At 70.3% G+C, this 16,901-nt stretch carries 18 protein-coding genes; 17 read left to right on the top strand and 1 reads right to left on the bottom strand.

What is annotated here, in order from left to right; genetic code table 11:
* Window positions 1–6 precede the first annotated feature (6 nt).
* The 17 genes from PCC79_RS04780 to rplQ all read left to right on the top strand — a co-directional run bounded on the left by PCC79_RS04780 (window position 7) and on the right by rplQ (window position 15,122).
* Window positions 7–1,560: an ABC transporter substrate-binding protein gene (locus PCC79_RS04780; protein ID WP_342373151.1), complete on the top strand. Its 1,554-nt coding sequence runs from the start codon at window positions 7–9 to the stop codon at window positions 1,558–1,560.
* A gap of 19 nt (window positions 1,561–1,579) precedes the next feature.
* Window positions 1,580–2,521, top strand: a complete 942-nt coding sequence (locus PCC79_RS04785) for an ABC transporter permease (protein ID WP_342373152.1) — start codon at window positions 1,580–1,582, stop codon at window positions 2,519–2,521.
* Window positions 2,518–4,317, top strand: coding sequence for a dipeptide/oligopeptide/nickel ABC transporter permease/ATP-binding protein (locus PCC79_RS04790; RefSeq protein WP_342373154.1), 1,800 nt, complete (start codon window positions 2,518–2,520; stop codon window positions 4,315–4,317). The genes PCC79_RS04785 and PCC79_RS04790 overlap by 4 nt, the downstream gene beginning before the upstream one ends.
* Entirely contained in the window at window positions 4,314–5,180 is an 867-nt protein-coding gene (locus PCC79_RS04795) for an ATP-binding cassette domain-containing protein (protein ID WP_232548974.1), read from the top strand. Before PCC79_RS04790 ends, PCC79_RS04795 begins: the two co-directional genes overlap by 4 nt.
* A 20-nt stretch (window positions 5,181–5,200) precedes the next feature.
* Window positions 5,201–5,917: an SOS response-associated peptidase gene (locus tag PCC79_RS04800; RefSeq protein ID WP_232548973.1), complete on the top strand. Its 717-nt coding sequence runs from the start codon at window positions 5,201–5,203 to the stop codon at window positions 5,915–5,917.
* Between the two features lie 122 nt (window positions 5,918–6,039).
* The gene (gene secY, locus PCC79_RS04805) at window positions 6,040–7,380 is read left to right on the top strand and encodes a preprotein translocase subunit SecY (RefSeq protein WP_342373591.1); all 1,341 of its coding nucleotides are present in this window, start codon (window positions 6,040–6,042) and stop codon (window positions 7,378–7,380) included.
* Window positions 7,377–7,952 (top strand): adenylate kinase, encoded by a 576-nt coding sequence (locus PCC79_RS04810; RefSeq protein ID WP_232548972.1) that lies wholly within the window; start codon window positions 7,377–7,379, stop codon window positions 7,950–7,952. The genes secY and PCC79_RS04810 overlap by 4 nt, the downstream gene beginning before the upstream one ends.
* Complete coding sequence (gene map, locus PCC79_RS04815; protein WP_342373155.1) at window positions 7,949–8,791, top strand: type I methionyl aminopeptidase; 843 nt, start codon at window positions 7,949–7,951, stop codon at window positions 8,789–8,791. The genes PCC79_RS04810 and map overlap by 4 nt, the downstream gene beginning before the upstream one ends.
* A gap of 86 nt (window positions 8,792–8,877) precedes the next feature.
* Window positions 8,878–10,563 carry a formate--tetrahydrofolate ligase gene (locus tag PCC79_RS04820; RefSeq protein ID WP_342373156.1) on the top strand — a complete coding sequence of 562 codons (1,686 nt, stop codon included), beginning with the start codon at window positions 8,878–8,880 and terminating at the stop codon, window positions 10,561–10,563.
* 38 nt (window positions 10,564–10,601) lie between these two features.
* Window positions 10,602–10,973 carry a DUF1707 domain-containing protein gene (locus PCC79_RS04825; protein WP_342373157.1) on the top strand — a complete coding sequence of 124 codons (372 nt, stop codon included), beginning with the start codon at window positions 10,602–10,604 and terminating at the stop codon, window positions 10,971–10,973.
* Between the two features lie 188 nt (window positions 10,974–11,161).
* A complete protein-coding gene (gene infA, locus PCC79_RS04830; RefSeq protein WP_232548968.1) occupies window positions 11,162–11,383 on the top strand; it encodes a translation initiation factor IF-1 in 222 nt (73 codons plus the stop codon).
* Between the two features lie 84 nt (window positions 11,384–11,467).
* A complete protein-coding gene (rpmJ, locus tag PCC79_RS04835; RefSeq protein ID WP_002514836.1) occupies window positions 11,468–11,581 on the top strand; it encodes a 50S ribosomal protein L36 in 114 nt (37 codons plus the stop codon).
* A 236-nt stretch (window positions 11,582–11,817) separates the two neighbouring features.
* On the top strand, window positions 11,818–12,192 hold the full coding sequence (gene rpsM / locus PCC79_RS04840) for a 30S ribosomal protein S13 (RefSeq protein ID WP_232548967.1): 375 nt from the start codon (window positions 11,818–11,820) through the stop codon (window positions 12,190–12,192).
* Window positions 12,193–12,224: 32 nt separating this feature from the next.
* Window positions 12,225–12,647, top strand: coding sequence for a 30S ribosomal protein S11 (rpsK, locus tag PCC79_RS04845; protein ID WP_232548966.1), 423 nt, complete (start codon window positions 12,225–12,227; stop codon window positions 12,645–12,647).
* Window positions 12,648–12,671: 24 nt separating this feature from the next.
* Window positions 12,672–13,277, top strand: coding sequence for a 30S ribosomal protein S4 (gene rpsD, locus PCC79_RS04850; RefSeq protein WP_232548965.1), 606 nt, complete (start codon window positions 12,672–12,674; stop codon window positions 13,275–13,277).
* 136 nt (window positions 13,278–13,413) lie between these two features.
* Window positions 13,414–14,430, top strand: a complete 1,017-nt coding sequence (locus PCC79_RS04855; RefSeq protein ID WP_232548964.1) for a DNA-directed RNA polymerase subunit alpha — start codon at window positions 13,414–13,416, stop codon at window positions 14,428–14,430.
* A 23-nt stretch (window positions 14,431–14,453) separates the two neighbouring features.
* Window positions 14,454–15,122, top strand: coding sequence for a 50S ribosomal protein L17 (gene rplQ / locus PCC79_RS04860; RefSeq protein ID WP_232548963.1), 669 nt, complete (start codon window positions 14,454–14,456; stop codon window positions 15,120–15,122).
* A 756-nt stretch (window positions 15,123–15,878) separates the two neighbouring features.
* Here the strand turns inward: rplQ and PCC79_RS04865 are convergent.
* On the bottom strand, window positions 15,879–16,835 hold the full coding sequence (locus tag PCC79_RS04865) for a resuscitation-promoting factor (RefSeq protein ID WP_342373158.1): 957 nt from the start codon (window positions 16,833–16,835) through the stop codon (window positions 15,879–15,881).
* Between the last annotated feature and the right edge of the window lie 66 nt (window positions 16,836–16,901).

A 16,901-nucleotide genomic window follows, 5' to 3' on the forward strand; every position in this document is an offset into this window, starting at 1 on the left:
CCGAAGATGATCCGCAGGGATTTCCTGAAGCTAGTGGCGGGTTCGGCCGCCGTGGGTGCCGTCGGCGCCAGCGTCGCCGGCTGTGGCGGCGGCCAGACCAGCAACGGCGGCGCGACGGGCAGTGGGGGTGAGGGGACGGCGCCGTCCCTGACCTACGGCCTCATGAGCGCCCCGATGACGTTCGACCCCTCCCGTGGCGAGTGGGGCAACCGGCTGCCGTACTACCAGTTGCCCTACGACACCCTGCTGTGCGCGACGCCCGAGGGAGGGATCGACCCCTGGCTGGCCACCGAGTGGAGCTACGACGACACCGAGACCGCGCTCACGCTCACGTTGCGCGACGATGTCACCTTCTCCGACGGCGCCACGCTGGACGCCGCGGCCGTCCAGGCCAGCATGGAGCGGTTCCGCACCGGTGGAGGCCCCGACCAGGGCTACATGCGCTACGTCGACTCCGTCGAGGCGCCGGACGCGACGACGGTGGTCGTGCACCTGACCCAGCCCGACCCCGCCTTCCTCAACTACCTGACCCGCACGGCGGGCCTGGTGCTGAGCCCCAACGCGGCAGAGAACGCGGACCTTGACACCAACCCCGTCGGCTCGGGCCCCTACACCCTCGACGCCGGCGCCTCGGTCTCGGGCACGTCGTACGTCTTCAACCGGCGCGAGGGGTACTGGAACCCCGACGCGCAGCACTACGACACCATCACCCTGCGCGTCTTCAACGACCCGACGGCCACCCTGAACGCCCTGCGGGCCGGCGAACTCAACGCCGCCAAGCTGCAGACCGCGGAGATGTTCGGCCAGGCCCAGCAGGCGGGGTGGACGCTGAACGAGAACGAACTCGACTTCTCCGGCCTGCTGCTGCTCGACCGAGCCGGCACCATGGCGCCGCCGCTGGGTGACGTCCGGGTGCGCAAGGCCATCAACATGGCCGTCGATCGCGAGGCCTTCCTCCAGGCGGTCGTGTTGGGGTACGGCACGCTCACCGAGCAGGTCTTCCCGCCCACCTCCGCGGCCTACGACGAGGCGCTGGACTCCACCTACGGGTACGACCCGGAGGGTGCCCGTGCGCTGCTCGCCGAGGCCGGCTACCCCAACGGCTTCAGCCTCGAGATGCCGAGCTCGGCCCTGCTGGGCACCACGACGTTCAACCTGCTCCAGCAAGCGCTCGGCGACATCGGGATCACGGTCACCTATGTCGACCCGGGCCAGAACTTCATCGCCGACCTGCTCGCACCGCGCTTCGCGGCATCGTACATGTCGCTGGAACAGAACCCCGACTGGCAGCTCACGCAGTTCATGGTGAGCGAGGACGCGGTGTTCAACCCGTTCCACTACGCCGACGACCAGGTCAACGCCTGGCTGGAGGAGTACCTGCAGGCCGACGAGGCTCGCCGCGACGCGATCATGGGCGAGCTGAACGCCTACCTGGTCGACCAGGCCTGGTTCGCGCCGTTCTTCCGGATCACCGGGGTGGTGGCGTCCGACCCCAACACGCAGGTCACGATGCTGCCGACGAACACCTTGCCCAACATGTACGACATCCGCCCGGCCTGACCGGGGGAGAGCGGTCACCATGGCGCGTTTCATCGTGAGACGGGTGCTCTCCGGGGTGGTGTTGCTGTTCGCGATCACCACGTTGGCGTTCATCCTGTTGTACGCCGGCAGCGGCGACATCGCCCGGCGCATCGTCGGGCAGACGGCGACCGCCGAGCAGGTGGCGGCGCGCGCCGCCGAGCTCGGGCTGGACCGCCCGGTTCTGGAGCAGTACGTCAGCTGGCTCGGCAACGCGGTCACCGGCAATCTCGGGCGCTCCTGGTTCTCCGGGCAGCTCGTGCTGGACGGGGTGGCGAGCCGCATGGCCGTCACGCTGTCGCTCGTGATCGGCGCGACGATCATCTCGGCGCTCCTGGCGGTGGCGCTCGGTGTGTGGGCTGCGCTGGCGCGCGGGGTGGTCGACCGGGTGATCCAGTTCCTCACCGTGCTGGGCATGGCGGTTCCGGGCTTCCTCGTCGCCGTCGGGCTCGTGTTGGTGTTCGCCCTCCAACTCGGCTGGTTCCGGGCCACGGGGTTCACGCCGTTCGCCCAGGATCCCGGCGGATGGGTGCGTTCGGTCACGCTGCCGATCGCCGCGCTGGCCGTCGGCGGGGTCTCCGCCGCGACGCAGCAGATCCGCGGCTCGGTGATCGACGCCCTCCAGCGCGACTACGTCCGCACCCTGCGCAGCCGCGGTCTCGACACGCGCAGCGTCGTGTTCAAGCACGTGCTGCGCAACTCGATCGGCCCCGCCCTGGCGATCCTCAACGTGCAGTTCGTCGGCATGCTCGGCGGCGCCGTGATCGTCGAGCAGGTCTTCGCGCTCCCGGGCCTGGGGCAGTTGTCGGTCGCGGCCACCCTCCAGGGTGACATCCCGATCGTCATGGGCCTCGTGCTCGCCACGGCCGCCATCGTGGTGGTCGTCAACCTCGCGATCGACCTGGCGCAGGCGTTCCTCAACCCGAAGGTGAGGCTGGCATGAGCGACACCAAACCCACGATGCCGATCCCGGTGACCAAGCGTTCGCAGGGACTGTTGCGGCGCGTGATGAAGAATCCCGTCGGCCTCGTGTCCCTGGGGTTCATCCTGCTGATCTTCGGCCTCGCGCTCTTCGGCGGGCTGCTCGCCCCGCACGATCCGAACCTCTCCGACGCGCGGCTGATCCTCGCACCCGCGTCCGCGGACCACCCGCTGGGCACCGACCCGTCGGGACGCGACGTCCTCAGCCGCCTGCTGGTGGCGACGCAGATCTCGCTGTTCGCCGCGACGCTGGCCCTGGTCGTCGCGCTCGTCATCGGCGTCCTGGCCGGCCTGGTGGCCGGTTACTACAAGGGCTGGATCGACGGGGTCTTCGGTTGGATCACCGCGCTCACCATGGCCATGCCGGGCATCATCATCCTGCTGGCCGCACGTACCATCATCGGCCCGTCGGTGTGGCTGGCCATGCTGGTGTTCGGCGTCCTGATGTCGCCGTCGTTCTACCGACTCGTCTACGCGTCGGTCAGCGCGGTGCGCGAGGAGCTCTACGTGGACGCCGCGCGCGTCTCCGGGCTCTCCGACGGGCGCATCATCAGCCGCCACATCCTCGGTGTCGTCCGGGCGCCCATCATCATCCAGTCCGCCATGATCCTCGGCATCGCGGTGGCCATCCAGTCGGGGCTGGAGTTCCTCGGCCTGGGCGACACCCGCGTCCCCACGTGGGGCGGCATGCTCTCCGACGGCTTCGCCGCGATGTACCGCGCGCCGATCCTGATGCTCTGGCCGTCGCTGGCCATCGGTCTCACCTCCATCGCGCTCACGCTGTTCGCCAACGTGCTCCGCGACGAGCTGGAGCGCAGCGGCGGGATCCTGCGCCGCCGCAAGAAGGGCGCGCAGGCGGCCGAGAAGCGGTCGCGCCAGGGCGATCCGGTGCTCGTGCACGGCGAGGACGCCCACTCGGCACGGCGCACCGGTGAGGTGTTGCTGGACGTCAGCAACCTCCACGTCGGCTACGACCAGCCCGACGGCAGCCTCGTCGAGGTGGTGCGCGGCGTCGATCTCACGATCCGGCGCGGCGAGGTCCACGGGCTGATCGGTGAGTCCGGTTCGGGCAAGTCGCAGACGTCGTTCGCCATCCTCGGGCTGTTGCCGAGCGGCGGCCGGGTGGTCGACGGGTCGGTCGTCTTCGAAGGGGTGCAACTGGCGAACGCGGACGCCGACGCCTACGCCACGGTGCGCGGCACGCGGATGGCCTACATCCCCCAGGAACCGATGTCGAACCTCGACCCGATGTTCACGATCGGCAGCCAGCTCACCGAACCGTTGCGCAAGACGCAGGGCATGGACAAGAAGGCCGCGACAAAGAAGGCGCTCGCGTTGCTCGCACGCGTCGGCATCCCCGACCCCCAGCGGACGTTCGACGCCTATCCCCACCAGATCTCCGGCGGCATGGCCCAGCGCGTCCTGATCGCCGGGGCGGTGTCGTCCGACCCCGACCTGCTCATCGCCGACGAGCCGACGACCGCGCTCGACGTCACGATCCAGGCCGAGGTGCTCGACCTGACCCGGGACCTGCAGCAGGACTACGACATGGCCGTGTTGTTGGTCACGCACAACTTCGGCGTCGTCGCCGACCTGTGCGACCGCGTGTCGGTGATGCGCGAGGGCAAGATCATCGAGACCGGCCCCGTCCGCGGCATCTTCGCCGACCCCCAGCACGCCTACACCCAGTCGCTGCTGGACGCCATGCTCGAGGACTCCGCCCCGCGTCCGCCACTGACCCAAGGAGCGCGCTCGTGACCACGCCGCTGTTGGACGTCCGCGACCTGGACGTCATCTATCCGGCCCGGGGCGGCGCCAAGCCGTTCCACGCCCTCAAGAAGGTGTCGCTCGACATCCTGCCCGGTGAGACGGTGGGCCTGGTGGGGGAGTCGGGCTCCGGCAAGACCACCCTCGGCCGGGCCGTGCTCGGCCTCGCCCCGGTGAGTGCGGGCAGCATCGCGTTCGACGGACGAGACATCTCGCACCTGAGCCGGCGCGCGCGGCGTCCGCTGGCGCGCGACCTGCAGGTGGTGTTCCAGGATCCGTACAGCTCGCTGAACCCGTCCATGACCATCGAGCAGATCCTCGCCGAGCCGCTCACCGCCAACGGCGTGGAGGGCAAGGCGGCACGCGACCGCGTCCGTGGGTTGCTGGACCGGGTGCACCTGCCGGCCGACGCCGCGAACCGCCTGCCGAAGGAATTCTCCGGTGGCCAGCGGCAGCGGATCGCGATCGCGCGGGCGCTGGCGCTCGACCCGAAGCTCATCGTGTGCGACGAGGCCGTCTCGGCGCTCGACCTCTCCACGCAGGCGCGGGTGCTCGACCTCTTCATCGAGATCCAGGAGGCCACCGGCGTCGCCTACCTGTTCGTGACCCACGACCTGGCGGTCGTGCGCCACGTCAGCCACCGCGTGGCCGTGTTGTACCGCGGCGAGATCGTGGAGTCGGGCCCGGGTGCGCAGGTGACGCTGCACCCGGAGCACCCCTACACCCAGCGGCTCTTCATGGCAGCGCCCGTACCCGACCCCGACCGGCAGCAGCAGCGCCGCGAGGCCCGGCGGGAGCTGCTCGCCGCCCAGGCCTCGGGTGCGCCGGGTGGGGGAGCCACGGCCGCGCAGTAGGCTGCGCCCGGGAGGCAGACATGTGCGGACGGTTCGCGGCGTCGGCGAGCACGGAGGACATCGTGGCCACCTTCGCGATCGACGAGGTGGTCGACCTCGTCGCACCCACCTGGAACGCCGCGCCCACCGACCCGGTGCCCGCCGTGGTGGAGCGCCTGGACGCCGACGGCGCGGTGCTGCGCAAGCTCGTGACGCCGCGGTGGGGCCTCGTGCCGTCGTGGGCGAAGGATGCCCGCGGCGGTGCCCGCATGATCAACGCGCGCAGCGAGACGGTGGCGACGAAGCCCGCGTTCGCGCCGTCGTTCGCCCAGCGCCGCTGCCTGATCCCCGCCGACGGCTTCTATGAGTGGGAGACGGTGCCGCCGGCGTCCGGACGCGGCCGCCCGGCCAAGCTGCCCTGGTTCGTCCGGCCGGCCGACGGCGGCCCGATGGTGATGGCTGGCATCTACGCCTTCTGGCGCGACCGCACGCTCGGTGCGGACGCCCCTTGGCTCACGACGTGCTCCATCATCACCACGCAGGCGACCGACGCACTCGGCACCCTGCACGACCGGATGCCGATGGTCGTGCGGCCCGACGACTGGGACGCGTGGCTCGACCCGCGGCAGGACGACCCCGCCGCAGCGCTCGGCCTCCTCGCCGTCGACGAGGGTGCCGACGTGAGCGTCGTCCGCGTGGGGACGGCGGTCAACCAGGTGCGCGCCGACGGCCCGGAGCTCCTCCACCCGGCCACCTGAGCCGGCGTGCGGAGAGGGGCTGGCTCCGCTGACGGAGCCGATGTGGGGCGCGTCACCGATGATTGGTAGAGTCTGCGAGGTTGGGCGAGGTGCCCAATGAGGTGCTCACGAAGAGGAACCGGATGCTCTCCGCCTTCACCAACGCGTTCAGGACTCCCGACCTGCGTCGGAAGATCCTGTTCACGATCGGTATTCTCACGGTCTTCCGCGTCGGATCGGTCATCCCGGCGCCGAACGTGAACCTCCAGAACATCGACACCTGCCGCATCCAGGCCACCACCGGCGATGCGGCCGGCATCTACTCGATGATCAACCTCTTCTCCGGCGGCGCGCTGCTCCAGTTGGCGATCTTTGCGCTCGGCATCATGCCGTACATCACGGCGTCCATCATTCTGCAGCTGTTGACGGTGGTGATCCCGCGGCTGGAGGCCCTCAAGAAGGAGGGCGGCGCCGGCCAGCAGAAGATCACGCAGTACACCCGGTACCTGACCATCGTGCTCGCTGTCATGCAGTCGACGGCCTTCGTGACGATGGCCGTCACGGGCCAGCTCTTCCAGGGCTGCGCGCTGCCGGTGGTCTACGACGCGACGCTGTTCCCCATCATCGTGATGATCCTCACCATGACGGCCGGCACCGGCATCGTCATGTGGCTGGGCGAGCTCATCACCGAGCGCGGCGTCGGCAACGGCATGTCGATCATGATCTTCACCCAGATCGCCGCCGCCTTCCCGGCGCAGACCTGGGGCATCGCGCTCAGCCGCGGCACCACCGAGTTCATGGGCGTGACGCTGCCCAACTCCGCGGGCTGGATGGCGTTCCTGGTCGTGCTCGCGGTGGGCTTCGTGGTGATGCTCGGTGTGTTGTTCGTGGAGCAGGCGCAGCGGCGCATCCCCGTCCAGTACGCCAAGCGCATGGTCGGACGCCGCCTCGTCGGGGGCAGCACCACCTACATCCCGCTCAAGGTGAACCAGGCGGGCGTCATCCCGGTCATCTTCGCCTCATCGATGCTGTACCTGCCGATGATGATGAGCCGGTTCTTCCCCGACAACCCCGTCTCGCAATGGGTGGGGTCCAACCTCATGCCCGGTCAGAGCCTGTGGTACAACCTGCTCGAGTTCGTGCTCATCATCGCGTTCGCCTACTTCTACGTCTCGATCACCTTCAACCCCGAGGAGGTGGCGGACAACATGAAGAAGTACGGCGGGTTCATCCCCGGCATCCGGGCCGGCAAGCCCACTGAGCGCTACCTGGCGCACGTGCTCAGCCGCCTCACCGCCCCCGGGGCGCTGTACCTCGCGGTCATCGCCATGATTCCGGCGATCGCCTTCATCCTGCTCGGCACGGCGGGCCAGTTCCCGTTCGGCGGCACGTCGATCCTGATCGTCGTGGGCGTGGGTCTCAACACGGTGCAGCAGATCCAGAGCCAGCTCCAGCAACGCAACTATGAAGGGTTCCTGCGATGAGGCTGTTGATCACGGGGCCGCCGGGGGCGGGCAAGGGCACGCAGGCAGCGAGCATCGCCGTCCGCCACCAGATCCCCGCCGTCTCGAGTGGCGACATCTTCCGCGACAACATCAAGCGCCGCACCCCGCTGGGGGAGCGCGTGGTGGAGATCATCGAGCGCGGTGACTTCGTGCCCGACGTGATCACCTCCTCGCTCGTCATGCAGCGTCTGTGCGAGCCCGACTGCTGGCGGGGTTGGCTGCTCGACGGCTACCCCCGCACGCTCGGCCAGGTCGAGGCGCTCGACATCGTGCTGGAGGAGACGAAGACGAAGCTGGACGCCGTGATCGCCCTCGAGGCCGATCCGGACGCCCTCGTCGCGCGCATGATGCACCGGGCCCAGGTGGAGGGGCGTCCGGACGACAACGCGGACGCCATCCGTCACCGCATCGAGGTCTACCGGGCGGAGACGGCCGACGTGATCGGCGTCTACCGCGAGCGCGGGCTGCTCGTGGAGGTGGACGCCGTGGGGACGATCGAGGAGGTCCGTGACCGCATCTCCGACAGCCTCGACGCGCACCTGATGCCGTGATCGGGCGGCGCGGGATCGAGACGAAGACGCCCGACCAGCTTCGCCTCATGCGGCGGGCCGGGATCGTGGTGGCGGAGGTGCACGCGCGTCTGTCCGCCGCAGCGGCCCCCGGGGTCACCACCGGCGAGTTGGACGCCCTCGCCCGCGAGATCATCGCCGCCCACGGCGCAGAGTCCTCCTTCCTCAACTACGGCGCGGCTTGGGGCCACCCGCCCTACCCGGGGGTCACCTGCATCTCGGTGAACGAGGAGATCGTGCACGGCATCCCGGGCGAGCGCGCGCTCGCCGAGGGTGACCTGGTGTCCGTGGACTTCGGGGCCGCCATCGAGGGGTGGCACGTCGACGCCGCGCTCACCTTCGGGGTGGGCGAGTTGGCGGAGGCGGACGCCGCCCTGTCGGACGTCACGCGCGAGGCCCTGTGGGCCGGCATCGCCGAGGCGCTGCTGGGCCGCCGGATCGGCGACATCGGCGCCGCCGTCGCGGCCAGCGTCGAGGCGGGTGGTCCGCAGTACGGAATCCTGGAGGACTACACGGGCCACGGGATCGGCTCGGCGATGCACCAGCCGCCTGACGTGCCCAACACCGGACGCCCCGGCCGCGGCCCCAAGATCGTCGCCGGCATGGCGCTGGCGATCGAGCCCATGGTGACGCTGGGGGCGACCGAGGGCGTCACCCTGGACGACGACTGGACCGTGGTGACACCGGACGGCTCCCGCGCCGCGCACTGGGAACACACCGTGACCGCGACGCGGGACGGTCTGTGGGTGCTCACCGCGGCCGACGGTGGGGAGGCCGAGCTCACCGCTCGGGGCCTGCCGTTCGCCCCGTTGGCTGACTGACCGATTCGCCGCAGATTGCGGCGTCGTGGACGCGGGGCGGCAAAGATTTTGCCGCGCGGCGGGCAGACCCGTGTTAGACATGGGGTGTGCTGACCGACCTGGAGATCGCCCAGTCCGCTCGCCCGCGTCCGCTGACCGAGATCGGTGGACGCCTCGGCCTCACCGAGGACGACCTCGAGCCCTACGGACGTCACGCCGCCAAGGTGGAGCTCGCCGCCGTCGGGGCTCGGCGCCCCCGGGGGCGCTACGTGGTCGTCACGGCGGTGACGCCGACGCCGCTCGGGGAGGGCAAGACGGCGACGGCGGTGGGGCTGACGCAGGGGTTGGGCCGGCTGGGGCTCGAGGCGTCCGTCGCCCTGCGGCAGCCCTCGCTGGGGCCGGTGTTCGGCATCAAGGGTGGGGCCGCCGGCGCGGGCCACAGCCAGGTCATCCCGATGGAGACGATGAACCTGCACCTCACCGGTGACTTCCATGCGGTGACGGCCGCGCACAACCTGCTCGCGGCCATGGTGGACAACCACCTGCACCACGGCAACGCCCTGGGCCTCGTGCCGCACTCGATCACGTGGGGCCGGGTGCTCGACATGAACGACCGCGCCCTGCGCCACATCGTGGTGGGGCTGGGCGGGCGGTTGGACGGGGTGCCCCGGGAGACCCGCTTCGACATCACGGCAGCATCGGAGGTCATGACGCTGCTCGGCCTGGCGACCTCCCTGGACGACCTGAGGGCACGGCTGGGCCGCATCGTGGTGGGCTTCGACGGCGACGGCCGGCCCGTGACCGCTGAGGCCCTCAAGGCGGCGGGCGCCATGGCGGTGCTGCTGGCGGACGCCGTCCGCCCCAACCTGGTGCAGACGCTCGAGGGTCAGGCGGCCCTGGTCCACACCCGGCCGTTCGGCAACATCGCCACCGGCAACAGCTCGATCGTGGCCGACCACGTCGGGCTCGGTCGCTCCGACGTGGTGGTGACCGAGGCAGGGTTCGGCGCGGACCTCGGCTATGAGCGGTTCGTCAACGTCAAGTGTCGGACGTCGGGGTTCCGGCCGGACGCCGCCGTGGTGGTGACGACGGTGCGTGCGCTCAAGGTGCACTCCGGCGCGCACCGGGTGGTGGCGGGACGCCCGCTCCCCGCGGAGCTGCTGGCCGAGCGGCCCGACGAGGTCGCCGCCGGTCTGGCGAATCTCGACCACCACCTCGACATCGTGGCGTCCACCGGCGTTCCCGCGGTGGTGGCGATCAACGCCTTCCCCGGCGACCACCCCAGCGAGCACGCGGTGATCGCCTCCCGGGCGGCCGAGCGGGGCGTCCGGTGCGCGGTGTCGACCGCGGTGGCGGACGGGGGTGCGGGAGCGGTCGACCTCGCCGAGGCGGTGTGGGAGGCGTCCGCCGAGGCGTCCGAGCTGCGGTTCCACTACCCGGTGGACGCGGGCGTGGAGGCGAAGCTGGGCGCCCTCGCGCGCGACGTGTACGGGGCGGGTTCGGTGGCGTTGGCACCCGAGGCGTCCCGCCAGGTGGCCCGGTTGGAGGAGCTGGGGTACGGCGCGCTGCCGGTGCTGGTGGCCAAGACGCACCTCTCCACGACGGCGCGGCCGCAGGACCGTGGCGCCCCCACCGGCTGGGAGCTGCCGATCCGAGAGGTGCGGCTGGCCGCGGGGGCGGGTTACGTCTACGCACTCGCGGGGGACATGCAGACGATGCCGGGGCTGGGGTCGACGCCGGCGGCGACGCGCATGGATCTCGGCCCTGACGGCCGCGTCACGGGTCTGTTCTGATCGGCCGGGGGGAAGGGCCGACCGGCTACCATGGCGGCGTGCCCGAACTCCCGCGCTCGTCCAAGTACGTGTCCATGCCGCACGCCGCGCTGGACGCCGACGAGCGCAACCGGCTCGTCGCGCGGTTGAACGAGGCGTACGCCGACGGGGCCGTGGGCAGTGATGCCTACCACGCCCACCTCGACCGCCTGTTCTCCGCCTCGACGCTGGGGGAGGTGGTTCCGGTCGTGCAGGATCTGCCCTCGGTGGCCACGCACGAGACCCCGGCGCTCGTCGAGGTCGGGACGACTCCGCCCGGGGAGGTCGCGCCGGCGTCCGCGCCGCGGCCGATGACCACGGTGCTGCTGGCCGCAGCTGGCGGTGTCGCGCTCATGGTTCTGGTCGTCCTGGTGCTGCTGATCCTGTTGTGAGGACGCCGTCGGCTGCACGGTGATGCGTCGCCCTGCCGGGGCGGATGGGCGCGGCGGCGGCGTCCGCGGGGGGGTGTCCGCGGGGGAGGCGTCCCTGCCGATTTGAGCCGCCCTGGGGTCCGGAGTAGTATGGACTGTCGGTCACCTGCGTCCAGGTGGCGATGCGTCCCGTCGATTCCAAGGAGATCATGGCCAAGAAAGAAGGCGCCCTCGAGATGGAGGGCACCGTCGTCGAGGCTCTGCCCAACGCGATGTTCCGGGTGGAACTCGGCAATGGGCACAAGGTGCTGACGACGATCAGCGGCAAGATGCGGCAGCACTACATCCGCATCATTCCCAATGACCGTGTGGTCGTCGAGCTGTCCCCCTACGATCTCACGCGCGGTCGCATCGTCTACCGGCACAAGTGATCCGCGCTACACCCGTAGCGCACGTCCGTCCCCGTTCGAGCACGGCCCTCGGCCATGCCCGGACACAGCAGAGAAAGTAGCTCGATGAAGGTTCAGCCGAGCGTCAAGAAGATCTGCGACAAGTGCAAGGTGATCCGCCGGCACGGTCGCGTGATGGTCATCTGCGACAACCCGCGCCACAAGCAGCGCCAGGGCTGACGCCCCTGGTGCGGCCGGGCACGTAGGGCCGCACGTCGTCCACCCACCCGGGTGCGTCGACACAACTGAAGAACGTGACTGCAGACCCAGCCGGGGCGGGGGAGTGACCCCGCACGCCACGCCGGCTGGTTCCACCCTCGGTGCGAAGGCCGAGGCCCGCGCTCAGGCGCGCGGGACGCGTCACGCCACACACCTTCGCGGCCCACACCGGGCCGTACAACGAAAGGACACGCCTGATGGCACGTCTCATCGGAGTCGATCTGCCGCGCGAGAAGCGCACCGAGATCGGCCTCACCTACCTCTTCGGCATCGGACGCACCCGGGCCAAGGAAATCCTCGCCGCCACCGGCGTCAGCGGCGATGTCCGCGTGAAGGACCTGACCGACGACCAGCTCGTCGCGATGCGTGACTTCATCGAGGCGAACTACGAGACCGAGGGTGACCTCCGTCGTACCGTCGCCGCCGACATCCGCCGCAAGATCGAGATCGGCAGCTACCAGGGCCGCCGTCACCGGATGGGCCTCCCGGTCCGCGGGCAGCGCACCCGCACCAATGCGCGCACCCGCAAGGGCCGCAAGAAGGCCGTCGCCGGAAAGAAGAAGGCCCGCTGACGCGGCGCCTGAGGCAGAAGGAGATCTGACACATGGCTACCGCAGGCCGTACCAAGGCGCAGAGCGCCGCTTCGGCGAAGAGCAAGGTTCGCCGCAAGGAGAAGAAGAACGTCACCGCCGGACAGGCGCACATCAAGAGCACGTTCAACAACACGATCATCTCGATCACCGACGCCAACGGCGCCGTGATCAGCTGGGCGTCCGCCGGCACCGTCGGCTTCAAGGGCTCCCGCAAGTCGACGCCGTTCGCCGCCCAGATGGCGGCCGAGGCCGCCGGGCGCCGCGCCATGGAGCACGGCATGAAGCGCGTGGACGTCTTCGTCAAGGGCCCCGGCTCCGGCCGTGAGACCGCGATCCGCAGCCTCGGCGCGCTGGGTCTGGAGATCGGCCCGATCTCCGACGTGACCCCCGTGCCGCACAACGGTTGCCGCCCGCCCAAGCGCCGTCGCGTCTGAGCCCGAGAAAGAGAAGGACACACCATGGCCCGTTACACCGGACCCATCACCAAGAAGTCCCGCCGGCTCGGCACCGACCTGGTGGGCAACGACAAGGCGTTCGAGCGCCGCGCCTACCCCCCGGGGCAGCACGGCCGCGGCCGCATCAAGGAGTCGGAGTACCTGCTCCAGATGCGCGAGAAGCAGAAGGCGCGCTTCGCCTACGGCGTTCTCGAGAAGCAGTTCCGCCGCTACTACGAAGAGGCCGTGCGCAAGCAGGGCAAGACCGGTGAGGTGCTGCTGCAGATCCTCGAGAGCCGTCTCGACAACGTCGTGTACCGCGCTGGGTTCGCCTCGACGCGGCGTCAGGCCCGCCAGCTCGTGGTCCACGGCCACTTCCTGGTGAACGGCAAGAAGGTCAACATCCCGTCCTACCGGGTGTCGCCCTACGACATCATCGACGTCAAGCCGAAGTCGCTGAACTCCGACGTGTTCGTCATCGCGCGCGAGCTGCACCACGAGCGCAGCGTGCCGGCGTGGCTCACCGTGCGGCCGAACCGCATGCGGATCCTCGTCCACCAGCTGCCGACGCGTGACCAGATCACGATCGACGTCTCCGAGCAGCTGATCGTCGAGCTCTACTCGAAGTGACCCCACGCGCCCGGGGTGGCCGGTTCGTCCGGTCACCCCGGGCGTCCGTGGCGCACCAACCCCGACTTCCGGGCCCGGCAGGGTGCCGAGCCCACTGGACGCCGTCAAATAGCGGGCGGCGGAGAGGAACCACCACATGCTGATTGCACAGCGCCCCACCCTGACCGAGGAGGTCGCCGACGACTACCGCTCCCGGTTCGTCATCGAGCCGCTGGAGCCGGGCTTCGGCTACACCCTCGGCAACTCCATGCGCCGCACGCTGCTGTCGTCCATCCCGGGCGCGGCCGTGACGAGCATCAAGATCGAGGGCAACGCCCACGAGTTCTCCACCCTGCCCGGGGTTGTCGAGGACGTGACCGAGATCATCTTGAACATCAAGCAGCTCGTGCTGTCCTCCGAGGAGGACGAGCCGGTGGTCATGTACCTGCGCAAGGCCGGTGCCGGCGCCGTGACGGCGGCCGACATCGCGCCGCCGGCCGGGGTCGAGATCCACAACCCCGATCTGCACCTCGCCACGCTCGGTGAGGGCGGCAAGGTGGACATGGAGCTGGTCGTCGAGCGCGGCCGCGGCTACGTCTCCGCCGTCCAGAACAAGGGTGTGGACTCCGAGATCGGCCGCATCCCCGTCGACTCGATCTACAGCCCCGTGCTGAAGGTCACCTACAAGGTCGAGGCCACCCGCGTCGAGCAGCGCACCGACTTCGACCGCCTGATCATCGACGTGGAGACCAAGCAGGCCATCACGCCGCGCGACGCCGTGGCGTCCGCCGGGCGTACCCTCGTGGAGCTCTTCGGCCTGGCCCGCGAGCTGAACGTCGACGCCGAGGGCATCGAGATCGGCCCGTCGCCCGTCGACGAGCAGTTGGCCGCCGATCTGGCGCTGCCCGTCGAGGAGCTCAAGCTCACGATGCGCAGCTACAACTGCCTCAAGCGCGAGGGTATCCACACCGTCTCCGAGCTGGTGTCGCGCTCGGAGCAGGATCTGCTCGACATCCGCAACTTTGGCAGCAAGTCCATCGAGGAGGTCAAGCTCCGTCTCCACGAGATGGGCCTCTCCCTGAAGGACAGCGCTCCCGGCTTCGATCCGCTCGCCGCGCTCGGCAGCTACGACGAGGTCGAGTACGCCGACGACGACACCGACGACCAGTACTGATACCGCGAGGAGATTGAACCACCATGCCCAAGCCCACGAAGGGTCCCCGTCTGGGCGGTAGCCCGTCCCACGAGCGGATCATCCTGGCCAACCTCGCCAGCCAGCTCTTCGAGCACGGCCGCATCACGACGACCGAGGCCAAGGCCAAGCGCGTCCGTCCGCTCGCCGAGAAGCTGATCACCAAGGCGAAGCGCGGCGACCTGCACAGCCGTCGCATCGTGCTGCGCACGATCACGGACAAGGGCGTCGTGCACGTCCTGTTCACCGAGATCGCGCCGAAGGTCGCGGATCGCCCCGGCGGTTACACGCGCATCACCAAGATCGGCAACCGTCAGGGCGACAACGCCCCGATGGCCGTCATCGAGATCGTCGAGGAATCCCTCGAGGAGTCGCGCAAGAACAAGGCGAAGGCGTCCGGGTCGCGTCCGGCTGCCACCCGTACGGACGCCAAGCCCGCGCGTACGCGGGCGGCCGCGGCGTCGGCCGCTGCGGCTCCGGCGGAGGAGGCCACGGCCGAGGAGACCGTGGCCGTCGACGCCCCGCAGACGGAGGCCACCGAGGACGTTGCGGTGGAGACCGCGGCTGTCCAGGAGGCCGAGGCCCCCGAGACGGACACGGCCGTGGCCGACACCGGCGCCACCGCTGCAGACGCTGAGGTTGCGGACGTCGAGCCTGAGGCCGACAAGGCCTGACGGCTCAGCACGCGCGTCGGACGCCCGGTTCTCCCTGTGGGGGGCCGGGCGTCCGGCGTTGTGCACGTGCCGGGTCGGGGCGGGCTGGGTTGGCGCGGGCTGGGTTGGCGCGGGCTGGGGTTGGGGACGGCTGGGGCTGGGGAGGGCTGGGGTGGGGGACGGCTGGGGCGGGGGAGGGCTTTCGCGGTGCGGGGGGACGGGCGTGGCACCCTCCCGGACGTACGTGGCGCACTGGGGCCGTACGTGCCGCAATGGACGCACGTGGCGCAGTGGAGCTCACGTGGCGCAGTGGGGCGCACGTGGCGCAGTGGAGCGCACGTGGCGCAGTGAAACTCACGTGGAGGGCCTTGGACGGGCCGCCACGTGAGCGGCAGTGCGCCACGTGGGGTGAGAGCGCGCCACGTGGGTTCTGACCGCGCTGGCGCCCGGGGGGCGGAGCGCGCCTCAGGAGGCGTCCATCATGGGAGGAGCGACGCCGGCTTCGCGCGGGCGCAGTCAGGGTCAGGTCCGGTCTGGTGGCATGCATCGGGCGGGCCGAGGTCGAGGCGAGGACGGTAGCGCCACCAAACCGGGGCGGCTGGCGGCGTCCGATCAACCAGACCAGGCGGTGACCCGGGGTCACATCCGGCCAAGGTACGCGAGATGCTCAAACGACGGTTCAGGGCTCAAACTCCACCACCGATCGTGGAGTTTGAGCCCTGAGTGTGCGTGTCGCCGCCCGCGGGGTGGGCGGGGCGGGGGGGGGGGCGGGGTGGGTCAGGCGGCGTGACGGCAGCCCCAGGGCTGTAGCCCGCGCTGGGCGTAGAGGCGGTTCGCCACCGTGATCTGCTCCTCGCGGGATGCCTGGTGGGGGTAGGCCGCGAAGTCGGTGCCGTTCACCGAACGCCAGGTGCCGAGGTTGAACTGCAGACCGCCGTAGTAGCCGTTGCCGGTGTTGATGTTCCAACGTCCGGTGGACTCGCACTGCGCGATGCGATCCCACATCGCCGCGCGGGAGAGGTCGATGCCGGCGCCGGAGCTGGGAGCCGGAGCAGCCTCCTCAGCGGCCGGAGCCGGGGCGGCCGTGGTGCTTGCGCTGGAGGACGAGGACGAGGACGAGGCCGCGGCCGTCCGCTCGCTGGAACGGGAGGTCACCTCGCTGGTGCGGGGCGCGGCAGTCGCCACGGGGGCCGGCGCCTTCGTGCCGACGAGCACGACCTTCGTCACGGGCTCCTTGGTCACCTGCTCGCCGACGAGCGCGATGCCCTCGACCTCGCCGGCGACGGTGGTGGTGCGGTAGGTCTCGACCTTCTCGCCCTCGACGCCCTCGGTACGGACCTTCGTCGTGCCCTTCTCCAGCGTCGGGTCGTTGACGTTGGTGGTCTCGAAGGCTAGCGTCACCTTCTTGGTCCAGTCGATGCTGCTCACCTGCGAGACCGTGACCGTGTCCCCGGCCGCGAGGGGCGAGCCGAGCTCCGGCGTGACGCGGTCACTGGCCTGCAGCTCCACCCCCGCGGCGACGAGCGCGGCGGCCACGGAAAGGCGCTCCACCTCGACGGTGGACGAGAGACCGTGCGCGGAGACCGTGACGGGGCTCACCGGCGCCGGCGCCGGCGTGGCCACCACGCTCGTGAAGGCGGACGCACCTGGCGTTGAGACGGCCACGGCGGTCCCTCCACCGACGAGGACGACAGCGCTCGCGGCAGCGGCCACCAGCTTCTTCGAGACAGGCACGACACAGACTCCTGAGGTGAGGAAAATCGACGTGTCCATCGTGCCGCGGTTTCTTAATGAAAGCCA

The sequence above is a fragment of the Propioniciclava soli genome (genome assembly GCF_038502305.1).
Lineage (GTDB): Bacteria > Actinomycetota > Actinomycetes > Propionibacteriales > Propionibacteriaceae > Propioniciclava > Propioniciclava soli.